A 15,656-nucleotide genomic window follows, 5' to 3' on the forward strand; every position below is an offset into this window, starting at 1 on the left:
TTGTCGGGAACTAAACTCCCCAACAAGCAATCAATTTTACTCATGCCCCTGCTCATTATTGGCTTCGCCGTTATTTTACTGCTCGCCGGCGTATACCACTTTGTAAACCCTGCCTTCTACCGGCCCTTTATGCCCGATTGGTTTCCCAAGCAGTTGGCTAATGCAGCTGGCGGGTTGGTCGAAATCCTGATTGGAATCGGCTTGTTGATCCCTGATTTGCGAGGATACGCACTTTGGGCAGCATGTGGACTAATGATTATCTTCCTGCCACTACACGTTATTGACCTGTTTAGGGCAAAGCCGGTCATCGGTCCGCATTGGGTCGCAGCGATAAGGCTTTTGGTTCAGCTGCTACTGATCTGGTGGCTTTGGCGGGAGGCAACTAACTTCGTAGATTAGCAAAGACAAGCACTTACTCAGTTAATGCTTTATTAAATTCGGGGGATTTCTGGTGAAACAGGTATTTCTTCGCACACTAATATGCAATCCCCGTTAGTTTTACATCAAGAAGCCAGAACCTAAAAGAATAAATTATGGACATTCAACTTTCAGAAGCAGAATTAGCCGGTGATCGCCGCGGTAAAGTAGCGGCAGGCATTGGCTTTATCTTATTCGTAGTTCTTTTGCTCATTCCACTCTTTTTTCACCTGAACCCGCCTCCGGGGCAACCGGGTATTGCGGTTCTTTTGGCTTTCGATGATGCCGGTAGCGGAGATGCACCAGCACCTCCCGCCAGCGCGCCTGCACCTGCGGAGCCAGAGCCGGTGAAACCACCCCCACCAACTCCGGAAGTTGAACCAGAACCAGAGCCGGTGAAACCACCGCCCACGCCAACCAAACCTGAGGTAAAACCAGAACGAGAGGTTATCCAGCAGGAAACTCCCGCTGAGATCGCTATCCGTAAACGGAAAGCACAGGAGGAAGCCCGGAAGCAGGAAGCTGAACGCATCCGTAAGCAGCAAGAAGCAGATGTGCGTCGTCGGGAAGAAGCGACGGCAACCGCCGCCCGCGAGCAAGCAGCCCGTGAGCAGCGCGAGCGCGAAGCCCGTGAAGCCGCCATTGCAGAAGCCCGGGCCAGAGAAGAAGCCGCCCGCCAACGCCGTGAAGCAGACGCTGCTCGTCTTCGGGACCAACTCGGTGGAAGCCTGAGTAATAACAGCGGATCTGGCTCTGGTGACAGTAATACACCCGGCACTCAGGGGGATCCAAACGGTGTGCCCGGTGGAGCCGTTACCGCTGGTTCTGGTAGTGGTCGGGTATCTGGCTTAGGTGGCCGAGGTCTCGTTTCCAGCCCCGCCGTTCGGGAAAGCTCCCAGGCCTCAGGTACGGTGGTCATCTCCGTTTGTATCAGTCCGGAGGGAAAGGTTACCAGCGCTAAGTTTTCCCAATCGGGTAGTAATACCTCCAACCCTTCCCTGATTAAAGCAGCAACCAATAACGCACTAACCTGGAAGTTTTCTCCCGACGGTGCTGCGCCACCTACCCAATGTGGTAAGATCACCTACACCTTTAAGGTGCAGTAATTAAGCCTCGGCTATCATGACCACTCTCTCGCCGGGAAGGCCGTAGGCCTGACTTGGGGGACGAGTGGTCATGATCGTCCCGAAGCGCTCGTTGGATAAACCCAACTCCTGCTTCAGTTTTGCCGCGCTGCTTCCTGCGGCGAACGGCAAACGAGTGATTCTATTTTGCGACGCTTTTTACAACTTAATTACCCTGGTTTCTTTTCCCTCAAGCTCGAGTCCCTGGATCATAACTTCCTTGATTCCACGGGAGATGTCCTCTCCGGTGCGATAACCAGCCAGCATCTCCTGGTAGGGCTGAAGATCTTCCAGCGTAACCGTTTTATCGTTGCCATTGAATAGTACCATTATTGTCTCGTCACCAGCCCGGCGGAAGTAAATGTACAGGCCATCTCTGGGCACAAATTGAGTAAAGGATCCTTCTGTGAGGGCTTTACTGTTTTTCCGGAATACGGCCATGCGCTGAATAAAATCATGCAACTCTTCACTGGTGCCGGTTCGCTTTTCATCGTCGAAAAGGTTGGTTTCATCTCCTGGGAATCCGCCCGGGAAGTCGACTCGACCTCCTTCCCCGAAGGCGCCTCCGGCGCCGGTGAGACCAACTTCTGTACCGTAATACAGCATGGGGATACCACGCATGGTCAGCAGCATACTTAGAGCGCTTTTTACCTTTGTCTTATCCTCGCCCAGGGTGGTGAAAATGCGGGCGATGTCGTGGTTGTCAAGGAAGACAACGTTTTTGGTCGGGTCCGCATAAAGGTAGTCTTTGGCCAACGTGTAGTAGATACGATTGACACCATTCGTCCATCCCGGAGTCTGACCAAGTGCCTCGTTGATGGCATAATAGAGTTGGAAGTCGGTTACGCCCGGTAAGTGGGTATCAAAATCCTGGTGAATGCCACGCCCACCAGTAAACCAAGCCTGGATGGCTGCGCCGTGTACCCAGGTCTCTCCGTAAATGCCCAGGTGAGGAATTTCCTGCTGCAGCCGACGGTTCCATTCTGCGGCAAACGCACCATCTGCATAGGCATAGGTATCGATTCTATAAGCGTCCTGATCACTGAAAAGGGTCCACCAAATGCTGTTCTGAATCAGGTAGTTGGCCAACTGTGGTTGCTGTTGGTTCAGGTCAGGCATGTGCTTATCAAACCAACCATCAGTCATCAATCTACGGTCATATTCACTTGCGTTGGGATCTAGCAGGGTAGGGGCCCGGTAGGTGGTTTTGGTGTACTCCGGCCATTGGTGGATCCAGTCGTTGTCCGGCAGGTCCCGCATCAGGTAATGCTCATCGCCTACGTGATTGAAGATCACGTCCATGATCACTTTAATGCCTTTGTCGTGCGCTTTTGCACAAAGTTCGCGGTATTTTTCGTTGGTCCCGAAACGGCGATCTATTCGATAATGATCAGTTGTGGCGTAGCCGTGGTAGCTGGCGTAGGGCTGGTCGTTTTCCAGTACGGGATTTAGCCAAAGAGCGGTTATGCCCAACTCCTCCAGGTAACCCAACCGGTCAATAATGCCCTGGAGGTCTCCCCCGTGGCGGAAGAAAAATTTGTTTCGATTCAGGAGCTGATCTTTGGTACCTTCCACAACGTCATTGGAGGGGTCTCCGTTAGCGAACCGGTCGGGCATAATCAGGTAAATCAGATCTTGCTGGCCAAGTTGCTCCCTGCCTTTCCACGTTTTTCTGGGGTGTGGAAGCAGGTTATAGCTGATTGTTTTTTTTGCGCGATCGCGGGCAGCAAGGTGAAGTTTTAAGGAGCCGGGTTGGGTCCCGGGTGCAATGTTCAGCCCTACAAATAAGTAGTTGGGGTTGGCTTGCCGTTTAACGTATTCCACCGTGATGCCTTGGTAATCGATGATGACCGAGCCATAGTCTGCTATTTCTTTCTCATAGATGAGAATCTCCAGTTTGGTGTTTTCCATATCGACCCACCAATTCGGTGGCTCAATTCGGGAGGCTACTTCTGCCAAACCAGTGGGTTGCCGAAGCTGATATTCTGATTCAGGAACATTCAGCGCGCGTTCCTGCATGGGATCATCGTTGTAAATGGCAGGGTCCTGGGCACGACAGGAAGCTGCTCCGAGCACCAGTGCACAGAACAGCAGGGTTTGCATTCTACTTTTCATGGGGGGGAAGATAATTAGTATTTTGGTCTATTGGTCTATTGACGCGAATCAAGCGCTAAAGTGAGTCTTTTTACTTTACAACTAGCTTGGGATTCAGCTAATAATTGAGTGAGAGAATGACTACCGATGTTACCACACTCTGCACTCCCTTTATTTGTAATGATGAGCAAACGAAGTGTCTGGAACTGTAGCTGCCGCATGGATTCACTCGTTCAACCATTGCTTGATTCAACCATTTTATTGCACCTGCGACCGCGCCTATTGATAAGATAGAAACTACGAGCTAAGGAACTGGTTCACTAGCTTCCAGTTCCTAGCTTCTAATTCCTATCTTCGCCAAATGACCCTTAACACCGGCCAAAAATTACTATTGCTAGCCCTGATTATTGGTGCGGCCTTGCGGATTCCCGGTTGGTTTACCGAGGAGGAAAATGCCCGGTGGCGGCTCTTTGAAGTAGACGAAGAGCAGCACGTTGCCATTGCTATGCATCGCTTCAATGAATTGAATCAGGGACGGGACACGATCTGGCATTTGTTCCGGGAGGCGTCCTATAACGTGCGTGGCTATGCCTACGTCAACGCTACCATTGCACACGTCTGGTACCGGATTTTCAAGCAGGCGCCAAACTTTGGTGATACTGTTTTGCTGGGCCGGCAAATGTCTACCCTATACGCCCTTTTACTGATCGTAGTAGTCTTTTACCTTGGTCGAGCGAGCGGACTTTCACCACCTTTTGCCGGCACCGCAGCTCTGCTGATGGCCGCTTGTGATGTCAATGCCACCTACAGCCATTATTGCCTGCCGGCCTCTGGTTACATCCTTTTTGCCTGGTTGGCCCTGCTCGGGGGCATTCGGCTTATACGCGGACCATCCTGGCGATCTTTAGGTTTACTCGCGCTGGGCGCTGCTGGCGCTGCTGTCTTTAAGTTCGATGTTTTTCCACTGGTTTGGGGTGGCTTGTTGCTTATCCTGCTCAGCCTGCGTGGTATTGGCGATGGTGATCTTCACCGGGTAGGCATTCCATGGTATTTCCTTCCAGCGGGCATAGGGTTACTTGCTTCTTTGTTGGTGATCCTGACGATCGGTTGGTCCTGGGAAGAAATCGTCTATTCCTTTGAAACCTTGCGTAAGGTGAACCGCGACGTCATCAGGTCAGAGGACCATTTCCGGGACAACCTCCTTACTTATCCTATGGGCGTACTTGCAGGAATAGGCTTGCCGGCCTTTTGTCTGGCTGCTTGGTCGGCACTGGGAATTATCCGCCGACGCGTAACTGATTTTGGGAAATTTTGGTCGTTCCACAACCTTGCCGTAGCCTACATTCTTGGTTACCTATTGACCGAGTTCCTGGTGCGCTGGTACATGGATACGACATTCATCCGGCGGGTTAATGTCTTTATGCCAGCCGTTGCTTTGCTTGCTGCATTCGGCCTGCAAAGGCTACGGGCGAAGCCCTGGCTGATAGCCGTGGTGATTGCCTGGTCACTAGGCTTGGGTATTGTGGGGCAGAGCCACCACTGGTTTGATACCCGGATAGCTATGCGGGATTGGGCTAACAAAGAACTTCCTAAACCGGCTAAAGTCGGCATTTCAGCTTCCATCAACATTGATGGACTGGAGAACTGGAGGTACTACCTGAATTATGACTGGGAGTACTTCATCATACACGAGGCATTTTACAGCCGTTACACCAAAAGTATGACTACTCCCTTCGGCATTCCTGAGTGCTGTAACGGAATCTACCATTGCGGTCCGGTTGATCAATGCATTGACTTTCAGACCATGCTACTCGGCCAGCGGGATGATCTGGTGCTGATCAAAGCTTTCCGAACCTGGGACGTATTTCCAGAACGCCTGCTTTACCACCACTTCTTCGGCTACTACGAAACCTTTCTTGGAGATGTTGAGGTATATCGGAGGGTAAAACCTAAAAAGGCGGAACGGAGCACCTCCTAGCGGGACAACGTGCTTATCGGGGTGCAATAGCTTTTATATCGCCTGCTTTACCGTGATCGGAAAGTTCCGGAAAGCTCCAGCGGAAAGGAATCGTCAAATGCTTCCGACAATTCAACCGTACCCTCAATGAGCCAGCTATTGTCCAATGTCAGCCGTTGTCCGGTGATCTGGCCTCCGGTAACCTGGCCTACCGGTTCATTCACTGTTCGTTCGCTGGTAAACGCGTAGGTCTTTATGCCTGACCAGTCTCCCTCATTGATGTCCAACGTTTGGAGATTATTTGGCAGGATAATATAAATGGTCTGGTTGCTTTCGTCTCCGCCTACTGCGATGTCGGGATCAACAGTCCGCGTTAGCTGGAGAATCATCGTGGAGTCTGTTCGCCTGAACTCAGTGAAGGTGTCTTCGCCAGGAATGATGTCAATATCCACGTCAAAATCGTAAATCACCAAGCGGGTGATGCCAATGTTGTTACCGGATAAAAAGGGCTGGTCATCGTTACAACCCGGAGAAAGCAGTACCAGGGCAAGTAGGGTGGACAGAAGGATTCGTTTCATGGCGCAAAATTAGTAAAATTGGAATGGGCCCGCGACATTATTGTCACGGGCCCATTCCAATTTAAAGGATAAATGCCTGGTGCTCTGTCAGGTCAATTCAGACAGTGGTAAGATTGGACTTACAGAGCATCAGTGGTATTTACATGCCTTTTTCTTTGTAGTAAGACTTTTCAATTGTCTCGCCAGCCTGAATTTTTTCAATCCGGGCTTTGAATTCATTGGAAACTTCGTACTCATCGTTGCGAGCAGCCATTTCCTTGAGGGCGATCAATGTATTGAGGTCGTTAGGGTCAGTCATTTCTGCCTTCTGGAAGTAGGGAAGCGCCTTGTCGAATTCCGCGTCAACGGTAGCTTTCAGGGCTTCGTACTTTTTCTGACCTTCCTTGCTGAAGTCGTTACCGAGTTCCACCAATTCCTGAGACATGGCAGCACCGCGGTTATAGATCATCGCGCCGAGGCTGTAGATGAGGCGGCTGGCTTCTGCATCCTTCGTCAGGCCTTCTTCGTACTTAGCCTTGGCCAGATCGAAGTATTTGGTCGCATCAGCTTCGTTTCCAGCTTCGTTTGCCTGGTTGTATAGCTGCTCGTATACCTGACCGAGGGTAGCGTATAGACTGGTGTTTTCCGGCTCCTTTGCGATGGCTTCGCTCAGCTTTTCAGTAAGCTCACTCAGGCGGCCCTGTGCAAGATAGAAGTTGATTTCAGTGAAGAGCAATTGGGTTTCTTCAGGAAAAGCAGCACGACCTTCAGAAAGGTACTTACCTGCAGCCTCCATATCACCTTTGGCTTCGTAGATCTTGTAGAGTCCGTCGTAAAGGCTGGCGTCGCTGTAATTGTTTTTATACAGGTCAAGGAACATTGGCTCAGCCACTTCAAAATTCTTCAGCAGAATGGCAGAAAGGCCAGCGTAGTACTTCTCATCGTTCAGTTTCTCAGCATCGAGGGCTGATTCCTCACCTTTGCTGGTGAGAAATTCGTGCGTCGCCACACTGGTTTTGAACGCAGCCATGCTCTCTTCGAAGTTCTTATCCTGAATGGCATAGATACCTTCATTAGAGATGTTGCCCTGTACAGCAGTTAAGCCTTTAATGGCTGCCTTAATGTACTTCTTGCCTTTCTTAGGGTCTGCGTTATTGATGGCAGCCATGTAGGCTTCAGCGGACTTAACGGCAGCGCCTTCCACCAGTTTCTCGGTAGAAGCTGGGTCGGTGAGATTGGTGGAACGTGCGATCACGTAGCTGTTGACGGCAGCGGCGTAGATGTCGCCGACTTCAACAAGTGCTTCAGCATCAGCCTTCGTAGCGGGGTCAGCCATTACTTTAGCTGCCATGTCTATTGCTTCGGTAAGCTTGGTGGCGTCATTGGTGAGGGAGTAGTTGTCAAATGCTTTTTTGGCATCTTTAAGTGCCTGCTCTCCCGACTGGGCCATGACGGCCGTTACGGAAAGGAGAAGAACAAGCATGCTAAGGAGTAATTTACGCATGATGGTAGTTTGTTGGTTTTTCGTAATTGTGTTACACCCCTGTAGACGTGTTGATCATAAAGAGGGGTAACATGGAAACGTTAATTGCTGGCGCAAAAGTCGTTAATAGTATCCTAAAATTAAAGGATTATTTCATATCAGTAAAAAAACCGCCACACGCGATATGTTCGGTGTGGCGGCGTTTATTCGCATCTGAGTGGTGGTAAAGAAAGAGATTATTCCTCTTCTGAACCTTCCTCTTCATCGCTGGCGGGCACAACGGCTACGTCTGCAATCGAATCTTTCTTCTCAAGTTTAATGAGCTTCACGCCCTGAGTTGAGCGTCCCATAACACGTAGCGCACTCATCTTCGTACGGATCAGAATACCCGAGCGATTGGTGATCATCAGGTCATTATCTTCCGTCACGGCTTTAAGCGCGACCAACTCGCCGGTCTTTTCGGTAATGTTCATGGTCTTCACACCTTTGCCTCCACGGTTGGTGACCCGGTATTCTCCCCAATCGGTTCGTTTACCCATACCCTGGGACGAAACGACCAGGATCGTCTTATCTGCATCCAGTTCATGATCGAGGGTAACCATACCAACGACCTCATCGTCGGCTCCATCCAAAGTGATTCCGCGAACACCGGCCGCATTGCGGCCCATATTGCGGACTTTCGCCTCTTCGAAGTGAATGGCTTGCCCTTTTTTAGTTGCCAGGAACACGGCGCTGCTTCCGTTGGTGAGTTTCACTTCCAGCAGTTGATCGCCTTCGTTGATTGTAATGGCATTGATGCCATTAGTACGTGGCCGACTGTAAGCCTCCAGGCTGGTTTTCTTAACCTGGCCTTTCTTCGTAGCGAAGATGATGGAGTGAGAGTTGAGGAACTCTTCGTCCGTCAGATCAGCTACGCTGATGTAGGCTTTTACGTTGTCTTCCTTCGGAATCGCGAGAATGTTTTGGATGACGCGGCCGGCAGATTGCTTGCTGGCTTCCGGAATTTCGTAGATGCGCAACCAGAAACAACGTCCCTGCTCGGTAAAGAGCATCAGGTAGTTGTGGTTACTGGCAATGAACATGTGTTCCACGAAGTCCTTGTCGCGGGTCTTGGAACCACGGCTGCCACGGCCACCACGACTTTGGGCGCGGTACTCTGCTACCGGCGTACGCTTAATGTAGCCCAGCTTACTAATGGTGACAACCACGTCCTCATCGGCGATCATGTCAGTGATCGAGATCTCCGAAGTGTCAAAGCTGATTTCCGAACGGCGCTCATCACCAAAACGGGCTTTAACTTCAGCTAGCTCTTCCTTAACGATGATCCGCTGACGCGGCTCGCTGGCGAGAATATCTTTCAAGTCATCAATGATGCCACGAATTTCAGCATATTCCTCCCGGATCTTATCCAGCTCCAGGCCGGTAAGCTTTTGGAGGCGCATGTCGAGAATGGCTTTCGCCTGCCACTCGGACAGGACATTGTCGCCTTCTACAACAAATTCACCGGTCTGGACTTCATCCACCAGGTCCCTGAACTTGGCCCAGAAAGCTTTCTTATCCTCGATGAAGTCACCCCTCATCAGGCCTTCCTTCGCATCTTCCGGGTTGGCGCTTGCACGGATCAGGGCGATCACTTCGTCGAGGTAATCGAGCGCGATCAGCAGACCAATGAGGATGTGCGCGCGAGCCAGGGCCTTATTCAGTTCGAATCGGGTCCGGCGTTGGATGACCTCAATACGGAAGAGAATGAACTCTTCGATCATGTCCTTGAGGTTCAGGGTCATTGGCCGGCCTCCTACGAGGCAGACGTTATTGACGCCGTAACTGTTCTGAAGCTGGGTGTACTTGTACAGGTAGCTGAGTACAATGGAGCCCATGGAGTCCCGCTTGATCTCTACTTCAATGCGGAGACCGTCGCGGTCGGAAAGGTCATTGACGTCACGGATGCCGGTCACTTTACCTTCATTCGCCAGTTCGGCGATTTTGGCAACGAGTACGGATTTGTTTACCTGGTAAGGGATCTCCGTAATGACAATGGTCTCCCGATCGTCGTCGTCGACCACCACTTCGGCGCGTCCACGAAGGATAACCCGGCCCCGGCCGGTACGGAAAGCTTCTTTTACCCCTTCGATACCAAAGATGATTCCTCCGGTAGGAAAGTCAGGTGCTTTCACGTGCTCCATCAACTCATCAATGGTAATCTCCGGATTATCAACGGTTGCGATGATTCCGTCTACAACCTCATTGAGGTTGTGGGGCATCATGTTGGTAGCCATACCCACGGCAATACCAGAGGCTCCGTTTACGAGGAGATTGGGTATTTTGGTGGGCAGCACCGTTGGCTCCTTCAGCGTATCGTCGAAGTTGAGTTGATGGTCAACGGTGTCTTTGTCAAGGTCCCCGAGGATGCTTTCAGAGATGCGGCGCATCCGGGCTTCGGTGTAACGCATGGCGGCGGGAGAGTCTCCGTCCATAGAACCGAAGTTGCCCTGTCCGTCTACCAGGGGGTAGCGGAGGGACCAGTCCTGGGCCATCCGTACCATAGTATCGTACACTGAGCTGTCACCGTGTGGGTGGTATTTACCGAGAACCTCACCGACAATACGGGCTGATTTCTTGTGCGAGTTGCGGTAGCTGAGGCTCAATTGCTCCATTCCAAAGAGGACGCGGCGGTGGACGGGTTTGAGGCCGTCGCGCACGTCCGGGAGGGCCCGGCTAACGATCACCGACATCGAGTAATCGATGTAGGCGGATTTCATCTGGTCTTCAATATTGACCGGAATGATCCTTTGTTTATCTGGCATATTCTTTTATCTGGTAAAATCGTAAGTCTCTAATACAAGGCACTTTTGGCGGGGCCGCAGGTGCAGGGGGAGTTGGACGGCAAGGCGGTGGGAACCGGTATTGAGCCGGTGCATTTCACCCTGCTCTTAAACTAATTCATTGCACCTGCGACCGCGCCCGAAATATCCCGAAAAGGGTCTATTGCGGACGGTCCGCGAAGATAAGAATTTTTACTGGTTTTTAGTAGGGTTTTGCTGCGCTTTCTCTCGCTTTTTCCGGCCCTTTTACTGCGATAATTTGACCCGCCGGCGCTTTGATCTCAAACGGCCTGGTTTAGGCCCGCAATCGCCTTCTATTTTAAGTGCTCTCAGACATTAAAAAGGCGGCCTTCGCGTTCAAATCATCGTAATCTTACGAACTTTCACTTTTTCCTGAAACCAAACTACGTCCTAATCGTTTCCCCTGCATGGCAACAACCGACCACAACGTAATTAAGCCTTACGGCGAAACTGATTCCAAGAAAGAGGAAGTTGGTAAGATGTTCGATAGCATCGCTCCTACCTACGATCTATTGAACCGTGGCACCTCCCTGGGTGTCGATACGCTCTGGCGGGCGAAAATGATCAGGCAACTCGACCCCACTGTCCATAAAAAAATCCTTGATGTGGCTACTGGAACGGCTGATGTGGCCATCCAGACCGTCAAGCGAGCAAACGTAGACCACGTTACCGGACTTGATCTGAGCGAAGGAATGCTGAAATACGGCCGTAAAAAGGTGGCTGCTGCTGGCCTGAAGGATCGGATCACGCTGGTGCAGGGAGACAGCGAGAGCCTGCCTTATCCCGACGGTTCCTTCGATGCCGTGACGGTTTCTTTTGGCGTTCGCAATTTCGAGAACCTGGAAAAAGGTCTTGCTGAAATGCACCGGGTACTTCGTCCGGGAGGAAAATTAGTGGTACTGGAGTTCAGCCGTATTACCTTTGCGCCGATCAGATGGGGTTTTAATTTCTACTTCGGTAAAATTATGCCGCTGATTGGTCGTTTACAGTCGAAAGACCCCCGAGCTTACGCCTATTTGTTCGAGAGTGTTCAGGCTTTCCCCAGTGGAAAGACCTTCACCGGCATCCTCGATAAGGTAGGTTACAAACAAACTGAATGCAAAGCATTAACTTTCGGAATTGCCTCCATCTATACGGCCGAGAAGTAGTACTCACCCTGCTCCTAACAGTATTCCTTTGCACCTGCGCCCGCGCCCAATTCACTGGCGGGAACAACTACAATTTCTACGACTTTCAGAACAAACAGTTCTACTTCGGTCTCACCCTTGGGTTTAACTCCAGCCGGTACACCCCGTTTCGTAGTGAGGACTTCATCTTCAGGGACACCATCATCGGCGTAAAAAGCCTTAATGGCCCCGGCTTTAACCTTAACATGATCGCTAACCTGAAAATCGGACAGTACTTCGACTTCAGGTTTTTACCCGGCTTCAGCTTCGCCGAACGTCGACTGAACTATACGCAGAATACCCGGATCACCAGAGAAACCCAGGAGTCCGTGCAATCTGTTTTCGTTGAGTTGCCTTTCCACTTTCGCTATAAATCAGCGCCTTACCGGGATAAGCGTTTGTTTCTGATCGGTGGTGTCAAATACAGTTTCGACGTAGCCAGTGAGAGTCGAACCAGACAAGCTGAGAACCTGGTCAGGATAAGTCCGCACGATTTTCATATAGAATACGGCGCAGGAATGCAGTTCTTCTTCGACTATTTCATCTTCTCTCCCGAGTTCAAGATCAGTCAGGGAATTGGTAATACCCTCCTCTTTAACCCTAACCTGCCTGAAAGTACGGTGCTGGAGAAGGTGCTGAGCCGGACGTTTACGTTGTCGTTCCACATTGAGGGGTAACTAAAGTTAGTTGATTGGTAGTGGAGTTTGGTCTCACCTTTGAGTCGTTAGCGAGCAGTATACAGCTTTTGCTAATAGCTTAAAGAACCTAACCCATATACCGATGCGCTACCCATTAATCCTGTTGTATTCGTCGATCATTTGTTTACTTCAATTTGGTTGTAACAACCCACCTGTCTTAACTGACGTGGTAAATACCACCGCTTATCCACGCCAGGTGCTGGGGGTTGATGGCAGCAATTTGCTTTTAGCCAGCGTAAAGTGGGATGCTGGCCTGGCCTCCGAAGAAAATGTAGCCTCTTCATTCATCTCTGCACGCTATTTTCAGGTGCCTGCCGGAAGTTCTGCAGGGAACCATCCGGTACGTTTAAGTAATTCTGTTGGCCTTTCGGCAAATACTATAAACGTGAATGTCCTGCCTCCTAGTGGAAGCTGGCCCCAGCCCCGAATTGAGGATATTGGTATCACTAACATGGCCACCCGTACCGATTCCGCCTCCTTCTGGTTAACCGTAGCGGTGGCCAATGGAGACATAGATGGTAAGGTCCTGGTTGACGGAGTCGAAATGACTACGGCTATGTATTCTGCTATTCCAACCGATGAGTTGGTTGCCCACACGCCTAGTACATATGGCTACCCAATCTACCATTACTGCTTATACTTTGCACTAGTGAAGCCGAGAGTCTACGGCAGCACTTTGAATGTGCAATTTCGCAATAATACCGGAGTTACGTCAGCGGGAAGATCGTATCAATTGCCAGCGACGTTGGCTGATTTGGACAGTGATGGAGACGGGCTTAAGGATACCTGGGAAACGAATGGTTATCCAGCCCCTTCTGGAGCGACCATTGACCTGGAAGCAATAGGTTGCGACCCGCACCGTAAGGATGTCCTAATCGAGGTGGATTGGATTGCCGCCGCTGTCCCACAAAACGGCATTTGGGCCAATATTGAAAATACTTTTGCTGCAGCACCCGTTCTAAATCCAGATGGTTCCCGGGGCATCAACGCGATCATTGATCGTGGGCAAGGCGGTGGACTGAACAATGGAGGTACGGTACTGGCGAATCATAGCAGCATGGATTTTGGGCCTGCTTCAGGGGTCGCCAACTATGTTGACTTTTTCACCTATAAGGCAAATGCCATTAATTTTAATCCTGATCGACTCAGGCTATTTCACTACGCAGCTATTGGGCGCGCAATGCCAGGTGGCTTCAGTGGACGTGGTGAAATTTTTGGTAACGATTTCATCATGACTTTTACCACTTTCCCGCAATGGGGAAATGAGTTGGCAGAGTCGGGCACCTTTCTACACGAGTTCGGACACAACCTGGGCTTGAGACATGGAGGCATCAACGACGGAGCCGTTGACGCTAATCGACATTATAAACCAAATTTTCACTCGCAAATGAATTATCGTTATCAATTCCCCGGCGTCTCTACTGATTGCGATGTCACGCCAGATGGTGGTCTTGATTTTTCCCAGGGAGTCTTTGCGAGTATCAGCGAAGCAACCGTTCGCGAAACCGACGGAATCTGTGATGGTACGAATATCGACTATAACTGCGACGGAGACACCAACGACACTGGCCCACTGGACATCAATAGTCGTCCTGGTTTATGTCCTAATGGCGGAGACGGCATCAATGGTACGAGCCATAGAGACTATGACCAGTGGGGAAACCTGCAACTCTCCTTTACTTCAGCCGGTAGTACCTGGGCTAATAATTGATTTAACGCTTAAATACAAGGTCATGCACCGCATAATACTACTTGTTTTTCTTCTTGTTCCGATGTTTTCCTGTGCACAGAGTGTGCGGGACCAGTTTCCGGGAACACCACCACCACCGCTAAATCGTCCGACCAAGCCCGTAAGGATTGATACCCGAAAGGATATTCAACGCATACCGGATAAAGGAGCTCACCCGGTGGCAATTTTTACAAGTAAGGAGCAGCCTTACCTGGGAGAATTTAAAGGAACGGCCAAAGGATTGATAACCGAAAACGGCCGGTGCCTGAACTTCGACCTCAAACGTGGAATATCAGTAGACGCTTGTTTTGCTTTACCCGATGGGTTTGCGTTTCCAAAGGAACTTCTTCCGACCTTGCAGGTAGACCTGCGCTCGTTCAGCGGATTAGAAGGTAAAAAGGAGCACCTGTATCTCCAGGCACCGGAGAGCAAGGAGTTTGGTATGAGCTATCACTTCGAACAAGCTGATGAGCCCCAGACCGTGAAGTTTGGTAAGCTCCCTGCTGTTTCTCAGCAAAAGGCTTCGGGGAATAATGAAAGCGACTATCAGGAAGCCGAAGCACAAATAGAGACGGATAACGGTCCGGAAACGTTGAAGGTAGGACAGCTAACGACCGTACGTTTCAACGGCGTCACTTACCGTGTTTACCTTCACAGCTCTACTTACCTCCGAAATGGAGGAAGCTGTGGTGAAGGCGGATACATTCTGAGACTGTTATTGCTTAGTGGTAGTGGGGCTTAGGATATCAACCAGGATATTCTCACAAGCATGAGACTTGTCATCCGTCTATCTTCGACGTTTACCGAGCCTTAATGATCGGGACAAAATTCTCCACAGAAAGACTAGCCCCCCCAACAAGCCCGCCATCAACGTCCTCCATACCAAACAGCTCCTCGGCATTGTCAGGTTTGACGGAGCCACCGTAAAGAATGGTAGTACTGTTCGCAATGGTATCGCCAAACTGGTTAGCGACCATCTGACGTATAAAAGAATGCATCTCCTGTGCCTGTTCGGGGCTGGCAGTAACACCAGTACCAATGGCCCAGACGGGTTCGTAGGCAATGACCACCTTTTCCATTTGCGCCGGATCGAGGCTGAAGAGTGCTTGCTCGATCTGCTTGCCAACGATCATTTCGTGGTTCCCTGCTTCCCGAATATCCAATTTTTCTCCACAACAGTAGATGGGGAGTAAGCCAGCATTAAGGGCTTTATTAATCTTTATGTTGACCAGTGAATCGTTTTCTCCGAAGTATTCGCGGCGCTCGCTGTGCCCCAGAATTACGTAGTCTACTCCAGCATCGGCAAGCATGGCAGCACTGAGCTCACCGGTGTACGCTCCGTTGTCTTTGTGGTGCATGTTCTGTGCCGCCACGAAGTAACCTTCGTGTTGGGCCGTTATTTCCTTGATGCTCATCAACTGAATGGCGGGCACGCCGAATACGACTTTAGTTGGCGGGGTACCTGCTGCTGCGATTATGTCTTCAGCCAAAGCCTTGCCCTGGGTTGGTGTGGTGTTCATTTTCCAGTTACCGGCGACCATTGTGCGTGATGTCATGTTTGTTGTAGGTAGTGCCGGGGACTTGCCTG

The 15,656-nt window shown here is 50.6% G+C and carries 12 protein-coding genes; 7 read left to right on the forward strand and 5 right to left on the reverse strand.

What is annotated here, in order from left to right:
* Nucleotides 1-42 precede the first annotated feature (42 nt).
* Nucleotides 43-399 carry a DoxX family protein gene (locus B036_RS0116730; RefSeq protein WP_020569881.1) on the forward strand — a complete coding sequence of 119 codons (357 nt, stop codon included), beginning with the start codon at nucleotides 43-45 and terminating at the stop codon, nucleotides 397-399.
* Between the two features lie 134 nt (nucleotides 400-533).
* Entirely contained in the window at nucleotides 534-1,523 is a 990-nt protein-coding gene (locus tag B036_RS0116735; protein ID WP_020569882.1) for an energy transducer TonB, read from the forward strand.
* Between the two features lie 177 nt (nucleotides 1,524-1,700).
* Here B036_RS0116735 and B036_RS0116745 read toward each other — a convergent pair whose 3' ends face one another.
* Nucleotides 1,701-3,656 (reverse strand): glycoside hydrolase family 13 protein, encoded by a 1,956-nt coding sequence (locus B036_RS0116745; protein ID WP_026232062.1) that lies wholly within the window; start codon nucleotides 3,654-3,656, stop codon nucleotides 1,701-1,703.
* 340 nt (nucleotides 3,657-3,996) lie between these two features.
* On the opposite strand from B036_RS0116745, the gene B036_RS0116750 reads away from it, so the two are divergent.
* Nucleotides 3,997-5,613 carry a hypothetical protein gene (locus tag B036_RS0116750; RefSeq protein WP_020569885.1) on the forward strand — a complete coding sequence of 539 codons (1,617 nt, stop codon included), beginning with the start codon at nucleotides 3,997-3,999 and terminating at the stop codon, nucleotides 5,611-5,613.
* A gap of 47 nt (nucleotides 5,614-5,660) precedes the next feature.
* Here the strand turns inward: B036_RS0116750 and B036_RS0116755 are convergent, their stop codons facing one another.
* From B036_RS0116755 to gyrA, 3 genes are all read right to left on the reverse strand, one after another.
* Nucleotides 5,661-6,170: a hypothetical protein gene (locus B036_RS0116755; RefSeq protein ID WP_020569886.1), complete on the reverse strand. Its 510-nt coding sequence runs from the start codon at nucleotides 6,168-6,170 to the stop codon at nucleotides 5,661-5,663.
* 139 nt (nucleotides 6,171-6,309) lie between these two features.
* Entirely contained in the window at nucleotides 6,310-7,653 is a 1,344-nt protein-coding gene (locus B036_RS0116760) for a tetratricopeptide repeat protein (protein ID WP_020569887.1), read from the reverse strand.
* A gap of 215 nt (nucleotides 7,654-7,868) precedes the next feature.
* On the reverse strand, nucleotides 7,869-10,436 hold the full coding sequence (gene gyrA / locus B036_RS29785) for a DNA gyrase subunit A (RefSeq protein ID WP_020569888.1): 2,568 nt from the start codon (nucleotides 10,434-10,436) through the stop codon (nucleotides 7,869-7,871).
* A 446-nt stretch (nucleotides 10,437-10,882) separates the two neighbouring features.
* On the opposite strand from gyrA, the gene ubiE reads away from it, so the two are divergent.
* The 4 genes from ubiE to B036_RS0116785 all read left to right on the forward strand — a co-directional run bounded on the left by ubiE (nucleotide 10,883) and on the right by B036_RS0116785 (nucleotide 14,810).
* Complete coding sequence (gene ubiE / locus B036_RS0116770; RefSeq protein ID WP_020569889.1) at nucleotides 10,883-11,623, forward strand: bifunctional demethylmenaquinone methyltransferase/2-methoxy-6-polyprenyl-1,4-benzoquinol methylase UbiE; 741 nt, start codon at nucleotides 10,883-10,885, stop codon at nucleotides 11,621-11,623.
* Nucleotides 11,572-12,318, forward strand: coding sequence for a type IX secretion/gliding motility protein PorT/SprT (porT, locus tag B036_RS0116775; RefSeq protein WP_020569890.1), 747 nt, complete (start codon nucleotides 11,572-11,574; stop codon nucleotides 12,316-12,318). Before ubiE ends, porT begins: the two co-directional genes overlap by 52 nt.
* A gap of 103 nt (nucleotides 12,319-12,421) precedes the next feature.
* On the forward strand, nucleotides 12,422-14,050 hold the full coding sequence (locus tag B036_RS0116780; RefSeq protein WP_020569891.1) for a zinc metalloprotease: 1,629 nt from the start codon (nucleotides 12,422-12,424) through the stop codon (nucleotides 14,048-14,050).
* A gap of 22 nt (nucleotides 14,051-14,072) precedes the next feature.
* On the forward strand, nucleotides 14,073-14,810 hold the full coding sequence (locus tag B036_RS0116785; protein ID WP_026232064.1) for a hypothetical protein: 738 nt from the start codon (nucleotides 14,073-14,075) through the stop codon (nucleotides 14,808-14,810).
* Nucleotides 14,811-14,868: 58 nt separating this feature from the next.
* Here the strand turns inward: B036_RS0116785 and tpiA are convergent, their stop codons facing one another.
* Nucleotides 14,869-15,624, reverse strand: a complete 756-nt coding sequence (tpiA, locus tag B036_RS0116790) for a triose-phosphate isomerase (protein WP_026232065.1) — start codon at nucleotides 15,622-15,624, stop codon at nucleotides 14,869-14,871.
* Between the last annotated feature and the right edge of the window lie 32 nt (nucleotides 15,625-15,656).

The sequence above is a fragment of the Neolewinella persica DSM 23188 genome, assembly GCF_000373105.1.
Taxonomy (GTDB): domain Bacteria; phylum Bacteroidota; class Bacteroidia; order Chitinophagales; family Saprospiraceae; genus Neolewinella; species Neolewinella persica.